25 protein-coding genes are annotated in these 25,446 nt (G+C 43.4%); 23 read left to right on the forward strand and 2 right to left on the reverse strand.

The features are described 5' to 3' along the window. Positions 1 to 81 precede the first annotated feature (81 nt). Positions 82 to 357, reverse strand: coding sequence for a hypothetical protein (locus CSX02_RS02540; protein WP_143248124.1), 276 nt, complete (start codon positions 355 to 357; stop codon positions 82 to 84). A gap of 140 nt (positions 358 to 497) precedes the next feature. Here CSX02_RS02540 and CSX02_RS02545 point away from each other — a divergent pair, with 140 nt between their 5' ends. From CSX02_RS02545 to CSX02_RS02610, 14 genes are all read left to right on the forward strand, one after another. Next, positions 498 to 971 carry a nucleotidyltransferase domain-containing protein gene (locus tag CSX02_RS02545; protein WP_099385518.1) on the forward strand — a complete coding sequence of 158 codons (474 nt, stop codon included), beginning with the start codon at positions 498 to 500 and terminating at the stop codon, positions 969 to 971. A gap of 196 nt (positions 972 to 1,167) precedes the next feature. Further along, positions 1,168 to 2,514 (forward strand): butyryl-CoA:acetate CoA-transferase, encoded by a 1,347-nt coding sequence (locus CSX02_RS02550; RefSeq protein ID WP_099385519.1) that lies wholly within the window; start codon positions 1,168 to 1,170, stop codon positions 2,512 to 2,514. Between the two features lie 123 nt (positions 2,515 to 2,637). After that, positions 2,638 to 3,561 (forward strand): AEC family transporter, encoded by a 924-nt coding sequence (locus CSX02_RS02555; protein WP_031545134.1) that lies wholly within the window; start codon positions 2,638 to 2,640, stop codon positions 3,559 to 3,561. 81 nt (positions 3,562 to 3,642) lie between these two features. Next, positions 3,643 to 5,601, forward strand: coding sequence for an acetoacetate--CoA ligase (locus CSX02_RS02560; protein WP_099385520.1), 1,959 nt, complete (start codon positions 3,643 to 3,645; stop codon positions 5,599 to 5,601). Positions 5,602 to 5,727: 126 nt separating this feature from the next. Continuing rightward, on the forward strand, positions 5,728 to 6,255 hold the full coding sequence (locus CSX02_RS02565; protein WP_031545138.1) for a nitroreductase family protein: 528 nt from the start codon (positions 5,728 to 5,730) through the stop codon (positions 6,253 to 6,255). An 80-nt stretch (positions 6,256 to 6,335) separates the two neighbouring features. After that, complete coding sequence (locus tag CSX02_RS02570) at positions 6,336 to 6,827, forward strand: CYTH domain-containing protein (RefSeq protein ID WP_099385521.1); 492 nt, start codon at positions 6,336 to 6,338, stop codon at positions 6,825 to 6,827. Positions 6,828 to 6,829: 2 nt separating this feature from the next. Continuing rightward, positions 6,830 to 7,366, forward strand: coding sequence for an NUDIX hydrolase (locus CSX02_RS02575; protein WP_099385522.1), 537 nt, complete (start codon positions 6,830 to 6,832; stop codon positions 7,364 to 7,366). Between the two features lie 82 nt (positions 7,367 to 7,448). Continuing rightward, a complete protein-coding gene (locus CSX02_RS02580) occupies positions 7,449 to 8,837 on the forward strand; it encodes an MATE family efflux transporter (RefSeq protein WP_099385523.1) in 1,389 nt (462 codons plus the stop codon). Positions 8,838 to 9,009: 172 nt separating this feature from the next. Next, a complete protein-coding gene (locus CSX02_RS02585) occupies positions 9,010 to 10,755 on the forward strand; it encodes an ABC transporter ATP-binding protein (RefSeq protein ID WP_099385524.1) in 1,746 nt (581 codons plus the stop codon). Then, complete coding sequence (locus CSX02_RS02590) at positions 10,755 to 12,671, forward strand: ABC transporter ATP-binding protein (RefSeq protein WP_099385525.1); 1,917 nt, start codon at positions 10,755 to 10,757, stop codon at positions 12,669 to 12,671. The genes CSX02_RS02585 and CSX02_RS02590 overlap by 1 nt, the downstream gene beginning before the upstream one ends. 12 nt (positions 12,672 to 12,683) lie before the next feature. Beyond that, positions 12,684 to 13,169, forward strand: coding sequence for a MarR family winged helix-turn-helix transcriptional regulator (locus CSX02_RS02595; RefSeq protein ID WP_051637784.1), 486 nt, complete (start codon positions 12,684 to 12,686; stop codon positions 13,167 to 13,169). Between the two features lie 198 nt (positions 13,170 to 13,367). Beyond that, positions 13,368 to 15,575 (forward strand): anaerobic ribonucleoside-triphosphate reductase, encoded by a 2,208-nt coding sequence (gene nrdD, locus CSX02_RS02600; protein WP_099385526.1) that lies wholly within the window; start codon positions 13,368 to 13,370, stop codon positions 15,573 to 15,575. A 117-nt stretch (positions 15,576 to 15,692) separates the two neighbouring features. Then, a complete protein-coding gene (gene nrdG, locus CSX02_RS02605) occupies positions 15,693 to 16,229 on the forward strand; it encodes an anaerobic ribonucleoside-triphosphate reductase activating protein (protein WP_099385527.1) in 537 nt (178 codons plus the stop codon). Positions 16,230 to 16,619: 390 nt separating this feature from the next. Then, positions 16,620 to 17,747 carry a family 20 glycosylhydrolase gene (locus CSX02_RS02610; RefSeq protein ID WP_207653741.1) on the forward strand — a complete coding sequence of 376 codons (1,128 nt, stop codon included), beginning with the start codon at positions 16,620 to 16,622 and terminating at the stop codon, positions 17,745 to 17,747. 157 nt (positions 17,748 to 17,904) lie between these two features. On the opposite strand, the gene CSX02_RS02615 is transcribed toward CSX02_RS02610, so the two are convergent. Next, a complete protein-coding gene (locus CSX02_RS02615; protein ID WP_099385529.1) occupies positions 17,905 to 18,261 on the reverse strand; it encodes a hypothetical protein in 357 nt (118 codons plus the stop codon). Between the two features lie 217 nt (positions 18,262 to 18,478). Here CSX02_RS02615 and CSX02_RS02620 point away from each other — a divergent pair, with 217 nt between their 5' ends. The 9 genes from CSX02_RS02620 to CSX02_RS02655 all read left to right on the forward strand — a co-directional run bounded on the left by CSX02_RS02620 (position 18,479) and on the right by CSX02_RS02655 (position 25,417). Further along, the gene (locus CSX02_RS02620) at positions 18,479 to 19,444 is read left to right on the forward strand and encodes an MraY family glycosyltransferase (protein WP_099385530.1); all 966 of its coding nucleotides are present in this window, start codon (positions 18,479 to 18,481) and stop codon (positions 19,442 to 19,444) included. Between the two features lies 1 nt (position 19,445). Continuing rightward, entirely contained in the window at positions 19,446 to 20,489 is a 1,044-nt protein-coding gene (locus tag CSX02_RS02625) for a DUF6709 family protein (protein ID WP_099385531.1), read from the forward strand. Positions 20,490 to 20,504: 15 nt separating this feature from the next. Further along, entirely contained in the window at positions 20,505 to 21,266 is a 762-nt protein-coding gene (locus CSX02_RS02630; RefSeq protein WP_099385532.1) for a class I SAM-dependent DNA methyltransferase, read from the forward strand. Next, complete coding sequence (gene hslO, locus CSX02_RS02635; RefSeq protein WP_031541990.1) at positions 21,259 to 22,128, forward strand: Hsp33 family molecular chaperone HslO; 870 nt, start codon at positions 21,259 to 21,261, stop codon at positions 22,126 to 22,128. The genes CSX02_RS02630 and hslO overlap by 8 nt, the downstream gene beginning before the upstream one ends. Then, positions 22,125 to 24,023, forward strand: coding sequence for an NAD(+) synthase (locus CSX02_RS02640; RefSeq protein WP_099385533.1), 1,899 nt, complete (start codon positions 22,125 to 22,127; stop codon positions 24,021 to 24,023). The genes hslO and CSX02_RS02640 overlap by 4 nt, the downstream gene beginning before the upstream one ends. Positions 24,024 to 24,025: 2 nt before the next feature. Next, positions 24,026 to 24,451, forward strand: coding sequence for a hypothetical protein (locus CSX02_RS02645; protein ID WP_031541994.1), 426 nt, complete (start codon positions 24,026 to 24,028; stop codon positions 24,449 to 24,451). Positions 24,452 to 24,480: 29 nt separating this feature from the next. Next, the gene (locus CSX02_RS02650; protein ID WP_099385534.1) at positions 24,481 to 24,735 is read left to right on the forward strand and encodes a TIGR03905 family TSCPD domain-containing protein; all 255 of its coding nucleotides are present in this window, start codon (positions 24,481 to 24,483) and stop codon (positions 24,733 to 24,735) included. A 25-nt stretch (positions 24,736 to 24,760) separates the two neighbouring features. Beyond that, complete coding sequence (locus CSX02_RS13485) at positions 24,761 to 24,931, forward strand: hypothetical protein (protein WP_189281293.1); 171 nt, start codon at positions 24,761 to 24,763, stop codon at positions 24,929 to 24,931. A gap of 138 nt (positions 24,932 to 25,069) precedes the next feature. Further along, on the forward strand, positions 25,070 to 25,417 hold the full coding sequence (locus CSX02_RS02655; RefSeq protein WP_031541998.1) for a cupin domain-containing protein: 348 nt from the start codon (positions 25,070 to 25,072) through the stop codon (positions 25,415 to 25,417). Positions 25,418 to 25,446 lie beyond the last annotated feature (29 nt).

The following is a 25,446-nucleotide window of genomic DNA, read 5'->3' on the forward strand; positions in this document are numbered from 1 at the left end:
AAGAACCTGCACGAAACATCTATGACAGAGTAGAGTGCTCTGAAATTTGATAATTTCGTGCGGGTTTATTATTTGATATGTTTACTGTATAAAAGCTTCTTCTGCAAATCTCAAATCTGTCAAATTGCTTTCCTTATATTCTTGGTTTTTCAACGATTCGTTTCTGGATAGCATGGTATTATAGATTTCTCGACTTTGTGTTTTCTTTATGATTTCGGGAAAGACTTCGGCGACACCGTAAAATTCATCTTCTGTGCAGGTCTTTAGAAATTCTATAGTTTCTTCAATGCTGCTACTTAGAATATCAGTTAGAGTATTCCAGCATTCTTCCAATGCACAGTCATCATTAAGTTCCAATGAATTTCTTCTGTTTATAGTCTCTCTCAGTTTTCTAGGCAGAAATTGCACTTCGTATTGACATCCGAGTGCAAAAGTTGCACTATATAGATATAGAAAGTGCAATTCCTGCACTCGCCCATTGAAAAAAGAGGTGCAATATGAGTGAAATTAAAAAGATTAGATTAGAAAAAAAACTTACACAACAGCAAGTGGCTGATTTTGTAGGGGTTTCACTTCGGTCATATAAATCATATGAAAATGATAAGGTGAAAGAAGATACCATCAAATACAATTATATACTAGAGAAACTTAACGATTTGAATCCGATTGATGAAGATCATGGGATTTTAGATATGGATTTCATCAAGGAAAAGTGTAAAGAAGTATTTGATGAATATCCGGTCCACTATTGCATTTTGTTTGGATCTTATGCAAAAGGAAAAGCAAATGAATCCAGTGATTTAGATTTTCTTATTTCGTCAGATTTGAAGGGCATTAAGTTTTATGGATTAGTTGAAAAGCTTCGACTAGCACTTCATAAGAGAGTAGATGTCCTTAATCTTGACCAGCTCAAAGACAATTTAGAACTTACCAATGAAATATTAAGGGACGGAATTCGAATTTATGGATAATTATAAAAATGATAATTATTATTTGGAAAAGATAAAAAAAGATATTTCATTCATAGTAGAGCATATCGGATGACCCACAAACACCGTCCCCATGGGACATTCTAGGCTACTAGGTTATTGAATTGTGGGAGGAAGAGTGCTATAATTTACAAAGTGATAAAAAATTAACAAACAAAAAATGCGACGGAGGAGCACAATGGGATTTCAGGAAGAATATAATCAGAAACTTGTCTCTGCAGATGAAGCAGTCAAGGTCGTAAAATCCGGAGACTGGGTAGATTACGGATGGTGCAATAATACGCCGGTTGCCTTGGATGAGGCATTGGCAAAGCGTACCGATGAATTAAAAGATGTAAAATTGCGCGGTGGTATTTTACTTGCACCGCTTAAAGTATTTGAACGAGAAGATGCAGGAGAACATTTCTGCTGGAACTCATGGCATATGGGTGGCCTTGAGCGCAAATTGATTGCAAGAGGCTGTGCATATTATGCACCGATTCGTTATTCGGAGTTGCCGAGATATTATCGCGACATGCCGGAATCTGATCGCGATGATGTGGCAATGTTCCAGGTTGCACCGATGGATCAGCATGGATTCTTTAATTTTGGACCGAATGCTTCTCACCTTGGTGCAATGTGTGAGACCGCAAAACATATTATTGTCGAAGTCAATGAGAATATGCCAAGATGTCTTGGCGGTACCGAAACCGGTGTCCATATTTCTCAGGTAGAATATATTGTTGAGGGAAGCAATCCTCCAATCGGAGAGCTCGGAGGCAGTGGCGCTGCAACCGAGATTGACAAGAAGGTTGCGGAACTGATTGTAAATGAGATTCCAAACGGAGCATGCTTACAGCTTGGTATCGGTGGCATGCCGAATGCAGTCGGAAGCATGATTGCAGAATCTGATTTGAAAGATCTCGGAGTGCATACCGAGATGTATGTTGATGCGTTTGTAGATATTGCAAAAGCTGGAAAAATCACCGGTTCCAAGAAAAATATCGACCGCTTCCGTCAGGTATACGGTTTCGGAGCCGGAACCAAGAAGATGTACGACTATATGGATGAGAATCCGGAATTGATGAGTGCACCGGTAAGTTATACGAATGATATTCGCCAGATCAGTGCGCTGGATAATTTCATTTCCATCAATAATGCAGTCGATATCGACCTCTTTGGTCAGATCAATGCAGAATCTGCCGGAACCAAGCATATTTCAGGTGCGGGCGGACAGCTTGATTTCGTTTTGGGTGCATATTTATCAAATGGTGGAAAGAGCTTCATCTGTCTTTCATCTACCTTTGCTTCAAAAGATGGTACATTAAACAGCCGCATTCGTCCGACACTTGCAACCGGTTCCATTGTTACCGACACCCGTGCAAATGGACAGTATATTGTGACAGAATACGGCATGATCTGCCTGAAGGGACTTTCCGCATGGCAGCGTGCAGAGCAGTTAATCTCCATCGCACATCCGGATTTCCGCGATGAGTTAATCAAAGAAGCGGAGAAGCTGAATATCTGGAGACGGTCGAATAAATAAGTATCTGAAGTTGCATCCCCCACAGATCGACTGTGGGGGATTTTTTTGAGTAGGTTACCTGGCGGTTTCTTGCTTAACAGGTAACCTTTATAGTAAAATATTTTTGTATGAGGTTTTGAAAAAATGACAACGTTTTTGGTTTTGTTAAAGCGAATGATTGCCCTGCTGTTTATGATGGCTTGTGGATACTATTCCTATAAAAAGAAATGGGTAGGAGAGGAAGGATATTCTTCCTTATCCACAATTGTGGCCAACATTTTGAATCCAATCCTGCTTTTTAATGCGGTGATTACAGCGGATCGTTCGATTGGGACAGGCCAGATTGTGCAGAATCTGATCCTGGTTGGTATTTATTATGTATTGCTGATTGTGCTTGGAATCGTGATTCCGATTATCATCCGTGCAAAAGGAACGGAAAGTTATCAATATAATCTGATGACGATTTTTTCAAATGTCGGATTTATGGCAATCCCGGTTCTGGCTGCACTTTATGGAAACGGCGCAACCATCTATATTGTTTTTTATGTATTGGTTTATAATGTGCTGATTTACAGCTATGGACTGTATCTGACGGTAAAAACAAAAGGAGACAAAGCCAAATATCAATTAAAAAGTATGATTAATCCGGGATTTATCGGATCTATTTTGGCGATTCTGTTGTACGCATCAGGAGTGGAAGTCGGTGATCCGTTTACGACCATTTGCGGATATATGGGCGATGCGACCATTCCGATGTCGATGTTTATCACCGGTATTTCGATTGCAAAATTCCCGGTCAGAGAATATCTGGCAAGTGTAAGAGTTTATATTTATTCGGTTATCAAATTGCTGATTATTCCAATTGCGGCAGCTTTGATCATCAAGGGATTTCCTTTGGACGAAATGGTCAAAAATGTATTCGTGATGGAAATCGCAATGCCGGTAGGCGCTTTGGTGCTGGCATTGAATCGCAATTATGGTGCCAATGAGATTGTGACAAGCCGAGGAATTGTGATTACGACAATTCTTTCGATTATTACCATTCCATTGGTATCATTGTTTTTATAAATTTTGAGTGGGGTTAGAGCACTGAAGGGTTAGACCGACGTGTTTTGATAGATTGAGACAAAGATGAAAGGAGTATTGGGTATGGGTAAATTACTATGGACACCATCCAAGGAGCAGAAAGAGAATTCTGTGATTTGGAAATACCTGCAATTTGTAAATAAGGAGACAGGAAATCATTTTTCGGACTATCCGCAGCTTTATGACTGGTCTGTGAATGAACCGATTAAATTCTGGGAAACCATTTGGGACTTCTTCGATATCATTGGAGAAAAGGGAGAGGGATTCTCAACAAAAGAAGTTCCGGAATTCCGCAAGATGAACTGGTTCCCAGGTGCAAAATTAAATTATACCGAGAATATGCTTCGTTTTATGGACGGAGACAGTGATGGAATCGTATTTTACGGAGAGAATGTCGTAGAGAAGCGTCTTAGCAGAAAGGAAGTCAAGAGACAGGTGCTTTCTTTCGCACTTGCATTAAAAAATGCCGGTGTAAAACAGGGCGACATTGTGGCGGCTTATATGCCAAACCTTCCGGAAACTGTAATCGGAATGCTTGCAACCGCATCCATCGGAGCAATCTGGTGCTCATGTGCAACTGATGTGGGTTCACAGGTCGCAATCGACCGCATCGGGCAGATTGGACCGAAGGTCCTTCTTACCGTAGACGGATATTATTACAAAGGCAAACCATTTAACTGCGAGACCAATATCAAGGAAATCGTAGATGCAATCGATACCATTGAGAAGGTCGTAGTCGTTTCGTTCGCAGGCGAAGGAACACTTCCGACCGTGAGAGATACCATTCCATACGAAACATTTATCGACGGATATGATACCGATGGATTTGTATATGAGAAGTATCCATTCTCTCAGCCGCTTGTTATCATGTTCTCTTCCGGAACAACCGGAAAGCCAAAATGTATGGTGCAGTCGGCAATGGGATTGTTGCTCAATCAGCTCAAGGAGCTTGGAATCCAGTCTGATTTAACCAGAGAGGATAAGCTTTTATATATCACAACCTGTTCATGGATGATGTGGAACTGGCAGGCTGCGTCTGTCGGAACCGGTGCGACACTTGTTCTTTATGATGGAAATCCATCTTATCCGGACAACGGAGCAATCTGGAGAATTCTGGAGAAGGAAAAGGTCACCGTATTCGGCCTTTCTGCAAGCTACATCCATATGCTTTTGAATCAGGGATATTCTCCGATGAAGGAAGTCGACTTATCTGCATTGAAGGAGATTTCACAGACCGGATCCGCACTTTCCGATGCAGGCTGGGATTATGTTTACAGTGATATCAAGAAGGATCTGTTCTTCAATTCCATCGCAGGTGGAACTGATATCAATGGATGCTTTGCGATTGCGAACCTCTTAAAGCCGGTTTACGGCTCTGAGTTACAGAGCGCCGGACTGGGTATGAAAATCAATTGTTTCGATGACAATGCAAAGCCAATCCGTGATGTAGAAGGCGAACTGGTTTGTGAATTCCCGGTTCCATGTATGCCTTTGAAATTCTGGAATGATGAGAGCGGTGAGCGTTACTTTAACGCATACTTTGATGTATTCCCTGGAATCTGGCGCCATGGTGATTTCGTTATCTTCCACGAGAAGACCGGCGGTGTATCATTCTGTGGACGTTCTGACTCTGTATTGAAGCCATCCGGCGTCCGCATTGGCACAGCAGAAATCTACAACCAGGTTGAGAAACTTCCGGAAGTGGAAGATTCTCTCGCAATCGGGCAGGATCACAATGGAGACCAGCGTGTCATTCTCTTTGTGAAATTGAATGACGGATTTGAGTGGAACGAGGAACTGATCAAGAAGATTAAGACCACACTTCGCGTGAATGCATCTCCGAGACATGTTCCGGCTTTGATGTATGAAGTAAAGGATATTCCAAAGACGATGAACGGCAAGAAAGTAGAAAGTGCTGTAACCAATATTTTCAACGGAAAAGATGTCACCAACCGGTCTGCATTGCAGAATCCGGAATCACTTGATATCTATATCGCATTAAAAAATGCATTGACGGATTAACCAATTGGGGTGCCTACACAGGCACCCCGATTTTTTATGGAGAATCCTTCCGAATCGGTTGTAAACTTTCAAGCGATAGACTAAAATAGGAATGAAATGATTTTCGTGAAAGGAGAAGGAATTCATATGGAATTTAAAGAATTAATCAAAGAACGCAGAAGTGTCCGTGCATATCAGGAGGGAAAGAGCATTTCGGATGACGTAATCCGCGAGATTATCGAAGATGCACTGCTTGCACCATCCTGGAAGAATTATGAGACTTCCCGTTTTTATGTTGCAAATACACCGGAGCGAATCGAGAAGGTACGCGCCTGCATGCCTTCATTTAATCAAAAGAGCACAGCCAATGCATCCTATATTATTACCACTTATGTGAAGGATACTTCCGGTTTTACCGCAGGCAATCCTGACAATGAACTTGGCAACAAATGGGGTGCATATGACCTTGGCCTTTCCAATGCATATCTGATACTTGCCGCAAAAGACAGAGGTCTTGATACCCTAATTCTTGGCTTAAGAGATTCTGTTGAGTTGCGCAAAGCACTTGATATTCCGAAGACAGAGCAGATTGCAGCAATCATTGCAATTGGCTATGGCGCGAAGGAACCGGTACTCGGCGCAAGAAAGAGCATCGATGAGGTTGCACATTTCTAGTCAAAATGAAATGAAACGATCAGATTAGATAAAAGAGTTATCGGAGCAGGATAGCTCTTTTATTTTTAGGAGATAACGAGATGGAAATTGAACGCAAATATCTGGTGAAGCAGTTGCCGGAAAACCTGGAGCAGTATGAAAAAGCAGAAATGGAACAGGGGTATCTGAGTACAGAACCGGTTGTGCGTGTGCGTGCGGAAAATGACGAATATTATCTGACTTACAAAGGATCCGGTTTGCTTGCAAGAGAGGAATACAATCTGCCGCTGACGAAAGAATCTTATCATCATCTGGCAAAAAAGGCTGACGGGATCTTGATTAAAAAGACCCGATATTTTATTCCGCTGGAAGGCGAACTGAAAACCGATGCGGACGGAAAGCATATCCACTCCGGTACGCTTGCGGAGCTTGATGTGTTTCATGATGATTATGAAGGTTTGCTTCTGGTGGAAGTCGAATTTGATTCCATTGAACAAGCCAATGCATTTGTGGCGCCGGAGTGGTTCGGGGAAGATGTAACATCATCGGGGAAATATCAAAACAGTGTTTTATCAAAAGGAAAGATGGAATAAAGATGCGGAATACGACATTATGCTATATTGAAAAAAACGGAGCATATCTGATGATGCTTCGCAACAAAAAGAAAGTCGACGAAAATGCGGGCAAATGGGTCGGCGTCGGCGGCAAATTTGAAGAGGGCGAGAGCCCGGAAGAATGTGTGGAGCGCGAAGTCTTTGAAGAGACCGGATTGCATCTGACCGATTACTGCTTTCGCGGACTGATCACCTTCGTGTCGGATGAGTGGGGGTGCGAGTATATGCATTTGTTTACGGCAGATGCATTTGAAGATTCAAAGCATGACACGTCCGAGTATGAGAATTATGCAATCATCGAAGATGACAGTTCACACGCGCATAGTCTGACGATGCCGGTTCCGGAATGCGAAGAGGGAGAACTTCGCTGGATCGCAAAAGAGGATATCATGAACCTGAATCTCTGGGAAGGCGATCGCCCGTTCCTGAAACTTTTGATGGAAAGTGATTCTTTTTTTACCATGCGATTGCAATACGCGGGCGACAAACTTGTCAAGATAGACCAAAAGGTATACTAAATATGTCAGCTACGCTGACGCAAGTCTCGCGAGCGAGACTTGAATGGTTGAAATCCTCAAAAAAAAGAGTATAGTAGTTTTTATGAAATCAGATAGAACAACAAGAACCAAAAAATATGAAATCGATATGACAAGCGGCACCATATTAAATAAGATGCTGCTTTTTGCTGTACCGCTTATGGCCTCCAGTCTGTTACAGCTTTTATTTAATGCTGCAGACACGGTTGTCGTCGGTAAGTTTTCGGGAGATAATGCATTGGCAGCAGTGGGCTCGACTTCAGCTTTGATCAATCTGCTTGTCAATCTGTTCCTCGGATTGTCCGTCGGAACCAATGTACTGGTTGCACGCTATTTTGCCGCAAAGCAGGAAAAGGATTTGAGTGAGACCATTCATACATCCATGCTGCTGAGCTTCGTAAGCGGAGTCATTCTTATTTTTGTCGGGGTAATTGGCGCCAAATATTTTTTGATCTGGATGGGTTCCCCGAATGGCGTGATTGAATTGGCTACATTATATCTGCGGATTTATTTTGCCGGAATGCCGGCAATGCTGTTATACAATTTCGGCGCAGCGATTTTGCGTGCGACCGGAGATACACAGAGACCGCTCTATTATCTGGTGATTGCGGGAATCGTCAATGTCATATTGAATCTGATTTTTGTAATCGTATTTCATATGAGCGTTGCCGGAGTTGGACTTGCGACCGTGATTTCGCAGTGCATTTCCGCAGGACTGGTGCTGCATTGTCTTCTGACGAATCCGGGAAGTATTCATGTAGAACTTTCAAAGCTTCACATTCACAGGGACAAATTTTTGCGCATCCTGCAGATCGGATTGCCGGCCAGTTTTCAGGGACTGCTCTTTTCTTTGTCGAATGTAATCATTCAGGCGTCCGTCAATTCCTTTGGAAATATCACGATTGCAGGCAATTCTGCTGCCGCATCCCTTGAAGGATTTGTCTATGTCGCAATGAATTCTTTTCATCAGGCTGCCATCACTTTTACCAGCCAGAATATGGGGGTTGGAAAAAAAGAGCGCATTGTCCCGATTCTGTTGCGCGCACTTGGGTGCGTCATTATGACCGGTCTGATACTTGGAAACCTTGTCGTATTTTTTGCGCATCCGCTCCTGCAATTGTATACAGACAGTGCGAAAGCGGTTGCCGCCGGCACGATTCGACTTTACTGGATCTGCATGCCATATGCACTTTGCGGAATGATGGACGTCATGGTCGGCTCTTTGCGTGGACTTGGTTATTCCATTATGCCGATGATTGTCTCTTTGATTGGAGCCTGCGGACTTCGTCTGCTTTGGATTTTTACCTTCTTTCAGACACCGCAATTCCACAGCATTGAATCACTCTATGCAACTTATCCGGTATCATGGTCTGTGACATTCCTGATCCATGTGATATGTTTTATCATCGTATGGAAGAAGATGTCAAAAACTGAGACAGCAATCAGTCAATAGAATATAGAAAAAAAACATATGGATGCTGCCTGTCCGGAACAGGCGGCATTTTTTTGTGCCAAATTCTTTTTTGAACAGGCAAAAAATGAAGTTGTGAAAAAAGTTCGTTGACAAATAGTTAGCACCCTATTAAAATGGTTAGTGTACTAATTAAGAGAAGAGAGGTAGGAATATGAGGACGATTTTGAAAGAGCTGAAAGAGTATAAGCTCGTGTCATTTATGACGCCTGTCTTCATGATTCTAGAAGTAATCATGGAGACAATCATTCCGTATATGATGGGTTCGATTGTGGATTCCGGTGTCAAACAAAGCAATTTGAATCATATCTTCATCATGGGTGGAGGTATGTTGGTAGCTGCAGCATTTTCCGTATTCTGCGGAATTATGGGAGGTCGATGTGGCTCGATTGCAAGTACGGGACTTGCAAGAAATTTGAGAAAGACAATGTTTGAGCGTATTCAGACATTTTCATTTGCCAACATTGATCATTTTTCTACATCCGGACTGGTTACCAGACTGACAACGGATGTCACAAATGTGCAGCAGGCATATATGATGATGCTTCGTATGCTTTTCCGCGCGCCGATTTCAATTATCGCGGCAATGGCGATGTCCTTTTTTATCAGCACCCGCATTGCGCTGATTTATTTGTGTGCGGTTGTGCTGCTTTCGATTGCGCTTGGTATCATTATGATTTCGGCACATAAATATTTCGTGCAGGTATTTGATCGCTATGATGATCTGAACGAATCCGTGCAGGAAAATGTATCTGCAATCCGCGTGGTGAAGGCTTATGTGCGCGAAGATTATGAAAAGAAGCGTTTTGGAAAAGCCAGCCAGCATATTTATGATCTGTTTTGCAAGGCTGAGAAAATTGTTGCATTTAACGGACCGGTTATGAATATTGCGGTTTACAGCTGTATCATTTTAATCAGCTGGGTTGGTGCACATATGGTAATTGGCGGAAGCCTTAAAACCGGTAATCTGATGTCGCTTTTGACTTATTGCATGAGCATTCTGATGAATCTGATGATGCTTTCCTTTGTATTTGTAATGCTTGCAATTTCCGCAGCATCCATTAAGCGTATCTCGGAAGTGTTAAATGAGGAAAGCTCTCTGACCAATCCACAGAATCCGGAATTTGAAGTGGCAGATGGCTCTATCGAATTTAAGGATGTGACATTCCGTTACAACGAGCATTCCGACAAACCGGTGCTTGACCATATCAATTTGTCAATTGCATCCGGAGAGACGATCGGAGTCATCGGTGGAACCGGTTCTTCGAAATCATCACTTGTATCGTTGATCAGCCGTCTTTATGATGTATCCGAAGGCTCGGTCGTTGTCGGCGGAAAAGATGTACGTGAATATGATATGGACAGCCTTCGAAATCAGGTATCGGTTGTATTGCAGAAAAATGTATTGTTCTCCGGAACCATTTATGATAACCTTCGCTGGGGTGATTTGAATGCGACTGAAGAAGAGTGTGAACGTGCCTGCAAACTGGCCTGCGCAGATGAATTCATTGAACGCATGCCGGAAAAATATAATACCTATATTGAACAGGGTGGTTCCAATGTATCCGGTGGTCAGAAGCAGCGCTTATGTATTGCAAGAGCTCTGTTGAAAAAACCAAAGATTTTAATCTTGGACGATTCGACCAGTGCGGTGGATACAGCAACGGATGCAAAAATTCGTAAGGCATTTGCAGAAGAAATTCCGAATACAACTAAGATTATTATCGCACAGCGTGTGTCTTCCGTTATGAATGCGGATCGCATCATTGTCATGGAAGACGGTAAAATCGATGGAATCGGCACACACGATGAACTTGTAGCAAACAATGCAATTTATCGTGAAGTATATGAGTCACAGACGAGCGGCTCAGGAGATTTTGATGAAGGAGGGGAATCATAATGGCAAAAGATAAAGCAAAGCAGGCTCCTCCACCACAGAGAATGAGAGGACCGAGACCAAAACTTGAAAACCCGGGAAAAATCATGGGACGCCTGATGAAATATATGACACAGAAATATATGGCTGCATGCATTGGTGTGCTGATCTGCATATTCCTGACGGTTTTTGCAAGTTTGCAGGGAACCATGTTTATGAAGACCTTAATCAGCGATTATATTGAACCGCTGATCGGAAAACAGAATCCGGACTATACAGCATTGCGCAATGAAATTTTCCGTGTGGCATGCTTTTACGGAATCGGCGTCATTGCATCTTTTGTGCAGGCGCGACTGATGATTATTGTTTCGCAGGGAACCATGCGCAAACTGCGCGATGATATGTTTAATCATATGCAGAGTCTTCCTATTAAATATTTCGATACCCATTCACATGGCGACATTATGTCAACCTATACGAATGATATCGATACACTTCGCCAGTTGATCAGCCAGGGACTTCCACAGACCATCAACTCACTGATTACCCTGGTATCGACTTTTGCAATGATGATTTATTTGTCCATTCCGCTTACTGCGCTGACGGTGGCAATGATTTTTGTAACCTTATTTGTTACAAAGAAGATTGGTGGTTTGTCTTCAAACTACTTCCTTGCACAGCAGAAAGATTTGGCAACGGTAAACGGATATATCGAGGAGATGATGTCCGGACAGAAGGTGGTAAAAGTCTTTACGCATGAAGATATTGCAATCGAGGAATTCAATGAATTGAACGATCAGCTTTTTGACAGTGCAAAGAAGGCTAATATTTACGGAAGTATATTAGGTCCAATCAATATGCAGCTTGGAAATGTCAGCTATGTATTATGTGCGGCAATCGGAGGAATTTTTGCAATCAATCGCATCGGTAATTTTGATGTCGGTTCCCTTGCAACTTTCCTTACTTTAAATAAGAACTTTAACATGCCGATTTCACAGCTGTCCATGCAGGTGACCAATATCGTAATGGCATTGGCAGGAGCAGATCGTATCTTTAAACTTTTGGATGAGAAGCCGGAAGTGGATGACGGATATGTTGTGCTTGTTAATTGCAAAGAAGAAAACGGAACCATTACGGAATGCGAAGAACATACCGGTCAGTGGGCGTGGAAACATACGCACCAGGCAGATGGTTCGGTGGACTATGTCAAGCTCGAAGGCGGTGTTATCTTTGATGATGTCGACTTTGGATATTCGGATGAGAAGATTGTTCTTCATGATATTGAACTGTTTGCAAAACCGGGGCAGAAGATTGCTTTTGTCGGATCGACCGGTGCAGGAAAGACAACGATTACCAATCTGATCAATCGTTTCTATGATATTCAGGATGGCAAGATTCGCTATGACGGAATTAATGTCAATAAGATTAAGAAAGCGGATTTGAGAAAATCCCTCGGTATCGTATTGCAGGATACGCATTTGTTCAGCGGAACTGTTATGGAGAATATCCGTTACGGCAAGCTTGACGCGACGGATGAAGAAGTTTATGCTGCAGCAAAACTTGCCAATGCCGATCATTTTATCCGCCAGTTGTCGGACGGATATCAGACGGTATTGACCGGAGACGGTGCAAACCTGTCACAGGGCCAGCGCCAGCTGCTTGCAATTGCAAGAGCTGCGATTGCCGATCCGCCATGTCTGATTCTGGATGAGGCGACATCCTCCATCGATACGAGAACGGAGCGGATTGTGCAGGATGGTATGGACAAACTGATGGCCGGTCGTACGACCTTTGTCATTGCCCATCGTCTTTCTACTGTCAAAAATTCAGACTGCATTGTGGTTCTCGAACAGGGACGCATCATTGAAAAGGGCAATCATGATGAATTGATTGCCGCAAAAGGAAAGTACTATCAGTTGTATACGGGAAAGACGGCGTAGGAGGCACAAGATATGGGAAAGGAACCGATTAATAAACATGTGGGACATTCATTTCGACTGATCCATAACGGGATTGAACATTATTTTTCAATTCATAACATGGAATCGTTCGGTGTGAAATTAACGATGTCACAGAGCGCGATTCTGCGTTACTTATATGACAATCGGGATCGGGATATTTTTCAAAAAGATATCGAAAATGCATTCCAGATTTCCGGTGCTACGGCATCCAATACATTAAAGGGCATGGAGCGACAGGGCGTTGTGCATCGTGAACCGATGCCGGATGATGCGCGCAAGAAAAAAATCACCATGACCTCAAAAGGAAAGGAGTACCACGAGAAAGCAATTGCCAATCTAAAGGAACTTGAGGAGACAATCCTGATGGGAATGACGGATGAGGAAATCACAACATATAGGGGGCTGCTTGAACGCACAATACAAAATCTGGAAGCAAAAACAGGCAAATTGTGCTGCAAAAAAAATAACAAAAAGTAATACCTGTCTTTGTGCAAAGTGTATAGAAGGGCGCGTAGAACCTTGATTCTACGCGCTTTTTGCGTGGAAATAATCTGAAAGTTTGACGAGTTTACAGACACAAAATATGGATAGAAGTTATTGACACAACCACAATATCTAGTATAATAAAACTTGCACAGGGGGAATTTTCCCTTTTATGGTTAGGAGGACATATATATGAAGATTATCAAAAGAAGCGGAAGCGAAGTAACTTTTGATCTGAAGAAGATTATCAGTGCGATTGAAAAAGCAAATGAATCGGTAATTGATTATGAAAAACTGACAGCGGAACAAATCGAAGAGATTGCAGAAAATGTAGAAACCGCATGCCAGAATATGAAGCGTTCTCCTTCCGTAGAAGAAATTCAGGATATGGTAGAAAATCAGCTGATGAATCAGCGTGCTTTCACGGTTGCGCGTAATTATATTACATACCGTTACAAGAGAGCGCTGGTTCGTAAATCCAATTCCACAGATGAGCAGATTCTCAGTTTGATCGAGTGCAACAATGAGGAAGTCAAGCAGGAAAATTCAAACAAGAATCCTACCGTAAGTTCGGTGCAGCGTGACTACATGGCCGGCGAGGTTTCAAAGGATATTACAAAGAGATTCCTCCTTCCGGAAGATATTGTGGATGCACATGAGAAAGGTCTGATTCATTTCCATGATGCAGATTATTTTGCACAGCATATGCACAACTGCTGTCTGGTCAACCTCGATGACATGCTCCAGAACGGAACCGTCATTTCCGAGACCATGATTGACAAGCCAAGAAGCTTCTCAACTGCATGTAATATTGCCACACAGGCAATTGCACAGATTGCATCCAACCAGTATGGTGGACAGAGTATTTCATTGGCGCATCTTGCACCATTCGTACAGATCAGCCGTGAAAAATTCCGCAAGCAGGTGCATGAAGAATATGAAGTGGCAGGTCTTACCATCGACGAAGAGCAGATCAACAAGATTGCAGAGCTTCGTGTAAAAGAAGAAATCAACCGCGGTGTTCAGATGATTCAGTATCAGGTAATTACTCTGATGACCACCAACGGACAGGCTCCGTTTATCACCGTATTTATGTATTTGAATGAGGTTCCGGAGGGTCAGACCCGTGAGGACCTTGCAGCGATTATCGAAGAAATGCTTCGCCAGCGTATCAAGGGCGTTAAGAATGAAAAGGGTGTTTATATCACACCTGCATTCCCGAAACTGATTTATGTTTTGGAGGAAAATAATATCACAGAAGGATCCCAGTATTGGGAGCTGACCAAACTGGCTGCACAGTGCTCTGCAAAGAGACTCGTGCCGGATTATATTTCCGAGAAGGTAATGCGTGAACTGAAAAAGGGCGATGTATATACCTGTATGGGATGTCGTTCTTTCCTGACTCCGGACCGTTGCTCCGAGGCAGTTGGAAATATTGCACATGCGAAGAATTATGTGGAAGGAAAGCGCAAATATTACGGCCGCTTTAACCAGGGTGTCGTAACCATCAACCTTGTGGATATTGCATGCTCTTCCGAAGGAAACGAAAAGCGTTTCTGGGAAATCTTTGATGAGCGTCTTGAACTTTGCCACAGAGCACTCCTCTGCAGACACAAGAGACTGCTCGGCACCCCATCTGATGTAGCACCGATTCTCTGGCAGAATGGTGCACTTGCAAGATTGAAAAAGGGCGAAGTGATTGATCCATTGCTTTTCAATGGATATTCCACAATTTCATTGGGATATGCGGGATTATGCGAGACCGTTCGCTATATGAAGGGTGTTTCTCACACCGATCCGGAACTTGGCACACCATTTGCTTTGACCATCATGCAGAAGCTGAATGATGCATGTGCAAAATGGAAAGAGGAATCCAACATCGACTTTAGCTTATATGGTACACCGCTTGAGTCTACCACCTATAAATTTGCAAAGTGTCTGCAGAAGCGCTTCGGCATCATTGAGGGTGTAACCGACAAGAATTATATTACCAACAGCTATCATGTCCATGTTACCGAGGAAATCAATGCGTTCGATAAATTGAAATTCGAAGCACAGTTCCAGAATCTTTCTCCGGGTGGTGCAATCAGCTATGTGGAAGTGCCAAATATGCAGGACAATATTCCGGCTGTACTTTCCGTAATGCAGTACATTTATGACAACATCATGTACGCAGAGCTGAATACCAAGAGCGACTTCTGTATGGAATGTGGCTATGATGGAGAAATCAAAATCGTAGAAGAAGAAGGCAGCGGCAAGTTGATTTGGGAATGCCCGAATTGCGGAAACCGCAATCAGGACAAGATGAGTGTTGCAAGAAGAACCTGCGGTTATATCGGAACACAGTTCTGGAACCAGGGTCGTACACAGGAAATCAAGGAGCGCGTTCTTCATTTATAATTTGTCAAGCAGTTATGTGGCAAGACGCGTCCGCCACAGACAAGATATGTAAACAAAGCCCTTGAAGATTCTTCAAGGGTTTTTGTTTCTTTTACAGAAACAGGAAAGGAATCAAATATGCATTATGGCACAATAAAAACAGCGGATATCGCCAATGGAGAAGGCGTCCGCGTCAGCCTGTTTGTCTCAGGCTGCACCAATGCCTGCCCGGGCTGTTTCCAGCCGGAGACATGGGATTTTCATTACGGTCAGGAATTCACAAAAGAAACCGAGGATATGATTATCAATGAGCTAAAGGCCGGATATTATCAAGGTCTAACCATTCTCGGCGGGGAACCGTTCGAACCATCGAATCAGGAAGCTCTGCTTCCGTTTATCACCCGTGTGCGCGAAGAACTTCCAAACAGAGATATCTGGATGTACACAGGGAATCTCTACGAGGATCTGTTGCCGGGTGGCCGTCGCTACACAGATTTCACCGACGGTATTCTTGACCAGATCGATATTCTTGTCGACGGTCGTTTCGAACAATCGCTCATGAGTCTCAAAATTAAATTCCGCGGCTCCACAAATCAGCGCATCATCGACATGAAGGCTACGCGCGAGCAGGGCACTGTCGTCCTTTCACCTTTGGGGACGGGGGTCAGCGGATAGTCGGGTGTCCCCAAGGGTATAGTACCCCGTCCCCAAAGGTGAGTAACCTGTCCCTAAAGGTTAAAAAAATATGAAAGCATCTGGAATAATAAGCGATTCCGGATGCTTTTTTTGTTTGGAAAATGCGAATGGCGAAAATAAAAATATCGGGAGTCGCTCCTGTTGAATCAGCATTATAGAGCTGATTTAGGAAAAATGCGGTAATTACAGGTATTATTTGGTTGTTTTTTACACTTTGGGGACACCCTTCTTTTCTTTGGGGACGGGGTACTATACCTTTAGGGACACCCGACTATCCGCTGACCCCCGTCCCCAAGGGTTGAAAAAAAGAAGAAACATGCTATAATGGCATGTTATGAATAGCTTATGATTGTGAAGGAGCGAATGATTATGAAAAAAATGTTGAGATCTGTAGCGCTTATGTTAGCTATGGTAATGCTGGTTTCAATCATACAGCCGATGGAGGTAAACGCTGCAACGAAGAAGACAACATATCTGTTGAGTGGAATCACACTCGATGTCAGCAACCGCTATTATTCGGTAAAAGAGATTGAAAAATATATTAATCTGGTGGCAAAACAAAAGAATGGTTATGTGCAGCTGCATCTGACGGGAGACAACGCTGTCGGAATTGAATGCCAATATCTCGGACAGGTTGCAAAAACAAAATACCGTCGCAAAAATGGTGCATATTATAATCCGAAGACCGGAAAATGTTTTTTGAGCAGGAAAGATATTAAGACGATTTTGACTTATGCCAAAAAGAAAAAAGTAATGATTGTACCGGAAATTGATATGCCGGGACATGTTGGCGGTTTTGAAAAGCTGTATATCAAGAAATATGGCAAGACCAATGCGAAGATCTTTCATGCTGATTACGAAGGGGAGCTTGCGATTAAGAATAAGCAGGCCATCAAATTTGCAAAGAATATTTACAATGAATATGCCAAATTGTTCAAGGGATGTAAATATTTTCATATCGGATGTGATGAATTCTGGTCCGGAAGTGCAAAGCAGAATGCTTCTTACATCAATACAATCAGCAAATATATGCAAAAGAAGGGCTTTCGCGTGTGGGCATGGAATGATTTGCTCACAAAGACGAATATGAAATCCATCAATAAAAAAATTATGGTGACGTACTGGAGCTATGATGGCGATACGACCGACGCTGCAGAGCGCAAAGGGCGCCGAAAAGTGCGCGCGACACTTCCTGAACTGCAGGCAAAAGGATTTTCGGTATTGAATTACAATTCCTATTATCTGTATCTGACACCAAACAAAAAGAATGTATCCAAAGCAGATACGATATATGCGGTCAATGATGCAAAAGCAAATTGGTCCATTCGCATGTGGGACGGAGATTCCGGAAGCAAGTGCAAAACTGCAAAGAGAATTGTTGGAGCCTGCGTAAGTATCTGGGGTGAAGATTCCAAAGGTGTGAAAGCCGGTTCCATTTATCAGCAGGTTGCAAAATTATATCCGGTGCTTCAGAAAAAATGCATCATCAAAAAATAAAGTGAAAAATATACAGTAAAATTCAAACAGAAAATCAAAAAGAAAATCAAATAGAAGAATCAAACAGAAAAATATAAAAAAGACGAAAACAAAAAAGACAATCGAATGAAATCCGTGGGATTTGAATCGATTGTCTTTTTTATGTTTTTCTTAACGATTATTCGTTCATCTGCGAAATAGAATTCGAAACAGAATTGTGAATCGATTCCGCAATGGCATCTTCGGATTCGTCAGGTGCGGGATTCAATGACTCCCAGTCCGGATCTTCTGTTCCCATAAAGTGGTTGAAAAATACATAGCCGATGCACCAGATAAATCCAAACATCGTGGATGATAAAGCAATGCGAACCAGCATATGCAAAACGAATCCGGCATGGAGTTTATGTTGAATGAATCCAAGCCAAAGCAGATATACCGGTTTTAAAAACATCAAAAATACACCGAAATAAAGCGCTGCCAATGTGCCAAGAACATAAAAGGCAACCGCAATAACAAAATGTTTCTTTTTTTCCATCATTTCTCTCCTTGCGTACCTATTTTGCCATAAAAAAAGCTTTTTTTCAAGTTTTCGATAAATGCATGATAAGCTGCGCTACCGGTTATAGCGATAGCAATCGTAATAGGTCGAGGAACCGTGTTGGGAATAGAAGAATTGCCGGAAATGTTGAAAAAAAGTGTGAAAGTTTATATAATTATAGTTTGAACAAAAGTAAGGAAAAGAGGAAAAAGATATGTTGTATTTGATTGATGGACTTTCGCATCAAATCATTGCATTGTTGGGTGTGATTATTGCTTTTTTCGGCACTGTATTGTTGACAATGGCATTAAAGGATAAACTGCCTCGCGATCAGGGGCGCGCATTTGCGGTAGAAGGCGCAAAGAGTGCGGGAAAGCCACGCGGAGCAGGTATTATTTTTGTATTTGTTTTTGCAATCAGCGCATTGTTGTGCTGTGATTTTTCGCTGGAACTGGTTTTGTATGTACTGCTTGTGGTGGTTGAAATGTTTACCGGATATTTTGATGATGCAGCAGAAAAACCATGGAACGAATATTTAAAGGGAATCCTTGATCTGGCTGTTGCAGTTGCAACTGCGGTTGTATATCTGCATTATAACGATTCGAGCATTGTATTTGCACTGTTTGGAAATACGAGTGTCGAGATTCCTGCAATATTATATGGACTGTTGACAGTTGTGCTGGTTTGGGCAGCTATCAATGTAACCAATTGTTCGGATGGTGTGGACGGACTTTCCGGAAGCGTATCGATTGTGACCATGATGAGCTTTTATGCACTCACAAAGATGGCCGGCAATGATGATCCGTTCCTGTTTACCGCTGTTTTGTTTGCACTGAGTCTCCTGGGATATCTGTGGTTCAATGCCACCCCGAGTCTGCTTTTGATGGGCGATGCGGGAAGCCGTGCAATGGGATTTTTCCTTGCGGTTCTTGCGATTAAGAGCAAGAGTCCGGTAATGTTTCTGGTCTTTGCGATTGTATTGATTTTGGACGGAGGACTGGGTCTGGTCAAAGTGTCCCTTTTGCGCTTCCTGAAGATTCATATTTTGAAAAATACGTTGACACCATTGCATGACAATGTGCGCAAGAAAAAAGAATGGTCCAATGCGCAGGTGACAATCCGTTTTACAATTTTGCAGCTGGCAGTCAGCGTGATTGCTTTGTACATTTACAGGTTATAGTATGATTGAAAATTACGAACACTATATTACCAAAAATATCAGGGCCTATTATAAAAGAAGAATCTGGATGCCGCTGATCTATATTGTGATTCTGGGAATTTGCTGGTTTGTATTTTCGATGTCTTCGATTCTCAAACCGATTAATTTGAGTGCAGATGCCGATCTGGAATATTTTTATCAGAAGGAGTCGCATTATGTAAATGCCACTTTCCATGATCTACATTTTACGGGCTATATTGCAACCGCAAGAGGGGATACCCAGGGATATTATTATTATGTGCCATGGGGTGATTCGGTCGCAATTGTTCTGCTGTCGCCAAAGACCTGCGAGCAGGGAATCCCGAATATTGAGAAACTGCATGTCAACGGAAAACTGCAGGAAGGTGCGGAAAGCTACCAAAAGCTGCTGAACAAACTGGCAGAGGATTTGAAATGGACAGAATCGGGAATCGAAAATGAAGTGCCGGCTGTTTATTTCAGTGAGCCGGCCAATCAGTATCGCCTGACGTATATCCTGTTTGCAGTCTATTTTGCAACCTTGCTGTTTGCGGTGCTGAGTCTGATCATGTATTTGATTCATATTATCTTCCCGGTTACGGCTCCGGCATGTTCGAACCTTGTGGTATTTGGCAATCCGAGAAAGCTGCTCGAGGAAGCGGAAGAAGAGCTTGCGACATTGCCACAGCTGGCAACCGAAGATATGTTTATTACAGAGCATTATTTTATTATGACAAGTCCTGTGGGAAATGCAATTGTGCCGATTAGTCAGATTTTGTGGATTTATAAGCATTCGACACTGCACAAATTCTTATGGTATCATTTCAGCATTTCCTATACGATGCATATCTATGCCAATAAACATTTTTATTTTCATTGCCCGAAAAATATCAAATCGGATATCGATGGTATTATGGATTATCTTGCGGAAGCAAATCATGAGATTGTAGTCGGATTCTCGGAGAAAAACCGTCTTGCGGTGCAGGCAAAGTACGAGAAGCCGTTCCATGTCGAAAAGATTGTGGCTTTTTTGCGCAAGCGTATTTGATTGAGAGGATGAAAAATGGAAGCATATACGGATTTCGCAAAAGTCTATGACACTTTTATGGACAATATTCCATATGAAGAATGGGCAAAACGAATTTGCGAACTCTTAAGCGAGTATCAGATAGAAAAAGGACTGGTTCTGGATCTGTGTTGCGGAACCGGAAAAATGACACGCCTTTTACGCGACCACGGCTATGACATGATTGGAATTGACTTGTCATACGAAATGCTGCAGGTCGCGATGGAGCAGGATTCTCAGAATATCCTATATCTGAATCAGGATGCGTGTGAATTTGAATTGTACGGAACGGTGCAGGCAATTGTCAGCTGTTGTGACAGTCTCAATTACATCACCGAGCCAAAAGACCTGCAACAGATTTTTGCGCTGGCAAACAACTATCTGGAAGCGCGGGGGCTGTTTATTTTTGATATGAATACCCCATACAAATATGAAAAGATGCTGGCACAGGAGACCTTTGCGGAGAATCGCGAGGATTGTGCTTTTATCTGGGATAATTATTTTGACGAAGAGACACGAATGAATGCCTATGAGCTGACCCTGTTTCTGGAGCAGGAGGACGGAATGTTTGCCCGCCACAGTGAGGAGCATTACGAGCGGGCTTATTCGTTGCAGGAAGTGCGCGCACTGCTCGAAGGTGCGGGCATGGAATTCGTTGCGGCATTTGATGGATATACCCGGGGCGTTTTGCGCGAGGAATCGGAGCGTATGCTGATTGTCGCACGGGAAAAGCAGATGGAAGGAAAATATTATGAATGATTATATGATTCGTGCAACCGCTGCAGACAGCAGCATTCGCGCGTTTGCAATTACCTCGAAGCATTTGGTGCAGGAGGCGTTGGACCATCATGGCACCAGCCCGGTTATGACGGCTGCTCTTGGGCGTTTGCTTTCGGCCGGATTGATGATGGGAAGCATGATGAAGGGGGAAAAGGATTTGCTGACACTTCAGATTGCCTGTGATGGGCCGGCCGGAGGAATCACGGTAACTGCAGACTCACATGGCAATGCAAAGGGCTATGTGAATAATCCGAATGTGGATGTCCCGCTGAAATATGCAGGAAAGCTTGATGTGGGAGCTGCACTTGGACCGGGTGTCCTGTCGGTAATCCGTGATCTGGGACTCAGAGAACCTTATGTGGGACAATGTGCCCTGCAAACCGGTGAAATTGCAGAAGATCTGACTTATTATTTCGCGACAAGTGAGCAGGTGCCGTCGGTGGTGGCGCTTGGCGTTCTGGTGGATCATGACGGCGTGCGTCAGGCCGGAGGATTTATTATCCAGCTGATGCCGTTTACGGAGGATGAGGTGATTGACCGCCTCGAAAAACGCATTGGCGAAATTGACAGCATCACAACCATGCTCGAGCGGGGGATGACACCGGAGCAGATTCTTGAGGAAGTGCTCGGCGATTTCGGACTCGAAATCACAGAGAAGATGCCATGCCGTTTTCATTGTGACTGTTCGAAGGAACGCATCTCAGGGGCGCTTGCAACATTAAACAAAAAGGATTTGCAGGAACTGATCGATGACGGGGAAGATGTGGAAATCAAATGTCATTTCTGCAATCGTGCATATCGGTTTACAACGGATGATTTGAAGGAGATCAAAGACAGGTGAGAGACGGATTTGTAAAAGTAGCTGCGGTTTCGCCAAAGATTGCCGTGGCTGATACGACAGCAAACGGTGCGATGATCCGCGCCTATATGAAAGAAACGGTTGCGGAAGGCGCAAAAATCGTTGTCTTTCCGGAATTGTGCATCACGGGTTATACATGCGCAGATCTGTTCACACAGGATCTGTTGCTGTCCAAGGCATATCGGCAATTGCACTGGATTGTCGAGGAAAGCGAAGAATACGATGCCATTTTCTTTGTCGGAGTGCCGATGGAGATTCGGGGCAAATTATATAATATGGCAGCGGCTGTTTCTCACGGGCGTCTGCTTGGCCTTGTGCCGAAACTGCATTTGCCGACCTATAATGAGTTTTACGAAGGACGTAATTTTCAAAGCGGCATGATGTTAAGCGGTTATATTGAATTTGACGGATATAATGTACCGGTTGGAACCGGATTGATTTTTCAATGTGAGACGATGCCAAAATTACGAATCGCGGCAGAATTGTGTGAGGATCTGTGGGTGCCGAATCCGCCAAGCGTGGCACACGCACTCGGCGGAGCCAATGTGATTGTCAATCTGTCCGCCTCAGACGAACTGACGGGCAAGGCAAATTATCGCAGATCTCTTGTCGCCGGACAATCCGCCCGACTGCTGTGCGCATATGTCTATGCTTCCGCAGGTGAGGGAGAGTCTACACAGGATGTGGTTTACAGCGGCCATTGCATGATCGCGGAAAACGGATATCTGCTGGCTGAATCCAAACGCTTTACAGAATCGGTGATTTATTCGGAAATCGATATCAATAAGCTTGAGGAGGAGAGACGCAGAATGTCAACCTTCCAGATTGAAGATACCCATATGGATATCCCGTTTACATTGAAAAAAGAAGAGACTTCGCTGACCCGCTTTATCGATCCGGCACCGTTTGTGCCATCCGATGAGAAAAGACGCGCGGAGCGCTGTGAAGAGATTCTGATGATTCAGGCGAGCGGATTAAAGAAGCGTCTTGCACATACCCATGCAAAGACCGCAGTGGTCGGTATTTCGGGAGGTCTTGATTCTACACTGGCACTTCTTGTCACGGCCCGTGCGTTTGATTTGCTGGGACGTGACCGAAAAGATATCATTGCCATTACGATGCCGGGGTTTGGCACGACAGACAGAACCTATGAGAATGCGCTGTCGCTGATTCACAGTCTGGGAGCTACTTTGCAGGAAATCTCGATTGTCGACTCCGTGAAGCAGCATTTTAAAGATATCGGCCAGTCATTGACGGATTATGATGTGACTTACGAGAATGGACAGGCGCGTGAACGTACACAGATTCTGATGGATGTGGCAAACAAGACAGGAGGATTCGTCGTGGGAACAGGCGATTTGTCGGAACTGGCGCTCGGCTGGGCAACCTACAACGGCGATCATATGTCCATGTATGCGGTAAACAGCTCAGTGCCAAAGACCCTGGTGCGACATTTAGTGCACTATTATGCGATGACCTGTGGGGATGATAAACTCAAGCAGGTTTTGCTGGATGTACTCGACACGCCGGTTTCGCCGGAACTGTTGCCACCGAAAGACGGAAAAATTGCGCAAAAGACAGAGGAACTGGTGGGACCGTACGAACTGCATGATTTCTTCCTGTATCATATGCTCCGTTTCGGATCTTCTCCAAAGAAAATTCTGAGACTCGCAACCATTGCATTCCCGGATTATGAGGAAGCATTTATTCATAAGTGGCTGCAAAACTTTTACCGGCGCTTCTTTGCGCAGCACTTTAAGCGCTCCTGCCTGCCGGATGGCCCGAAGGTGGGAACGGTGGCGGTTTCACCGCGCGGCGATTTGCGTATGCCATCCGATGCGCTGGCAAATATCTGGATGGAAGAATTAGAGGATTAGAAATGCGACGAAGAGATTTGACAGTACCTGCTTTGCTTCTGGAAGCAGTTACAATTATCATAGCGGTTACGTATATGGTTTTACAGATTGCATATGGGATACATTATCACCGAGGTCCATTGATGATTATCATGAATTGTGTGGTAATGCTGGTTGTATATGCTTTTTTCACACTGCTGAGCATCTATCCGGAATGGGTGAATCGCCTGCCGGAGGAAACAAGCAGAGGAAAAGTGCGAACATTGACACTGTGGATGGTGCGGCTGGAAAAATTGATTTTTTCGGTCGGACTGGTAATCCCCTGTGTCTTTGATGTGATCGGCCGGGAAATACCGGGACCGGCAAGTTTGATTCTGGTTGCATGTATGATTTTGTCTGCAGCAGGCTTTGAGTGGGCAATCATCCGTGAAATCAAAAAACTGTCATAGAAATTATTTAGAAAGGAATCATCAAACAAATGGAAAAACATATTACTTTTAAGACGAAAGGCGTCTGCTCTCAAAAAATCGACCTTGATCTGGTTGACGGAATTGTACACAATGTAGTATTTACAGGAGGCTGCAGAGGTAACACACAGGGTGTTGCGCGTCTTGCCGAAGGAATGGAAGCAGAAGAAATCATCAGCCGCTGCAAAGGAATCGACTGCAGAGGCGGAAACTCCTGCCCGAATCAGCTTGCACTTGCATTGGAAGCAGCACTTGCAGAGAGATAAAAACTGAAAAAATAACAGGAATCAGATGAGCGAAAATACGCCGGTTAAATCCGGCGTATTTTTTTTGAAAAAATTTTTTAAAGGGGATGGAAAAAATGCTCGAGATAAACAACAGAATCAAAAGAAGTGTTTTCTTTTGTTTGCAGGTTTGGTACTATCGCCCTATTTGTTAAGGAAATCAGTTAGTTACCTATAAGTAATGTAGTTACTAATCAGTGCATTCTTGATAAGGTCTTATAAATTTTGTATAATATAAGCACTGAAATGCATTGTGTGTTTATACAAAAAGACGAATAAACGGACAGTCATAAGAGAGAAAAGGAGAAGAATTACTATGATTAAGAGAACCTACGAAGAACTGGAACCTTATTTCCCGGCAGGCCACTTTGGGGTAACCTGCAAGCGCTATCATGGAAAGGACGAGACCGGAGCCAGCAAATTCTGGATCGGGGTATCTGAGTTTGAGCCGGGCGGTGGCGCTGACTGGGCTTATGAAGACAACCCATTGGAGAAGGTTTACTTTGTACTTGAGGGAGAAATGACCGTTACCGATAAAGATGGCAACAAATATGTCATCCATGCGAATGAATCCATTTCTTTCCCACCAAATGAGGGAAGAGGATTGAAGAACGAATCTGACAAGCCTGCAAAGATGCTTGTTATCATCAATTATCCGGAATAAAATCGGGAACCGTAATCAGGAGGAAATAA

Source organism: Agathobacter ruminis, assembly GCF_002735305.1.
Classification (GTDB): Bacteria; Bacillota; Clostridia; order Lachnospirales; family Lachnospiraceae; genus Roseburia; species Roseburia ruminis.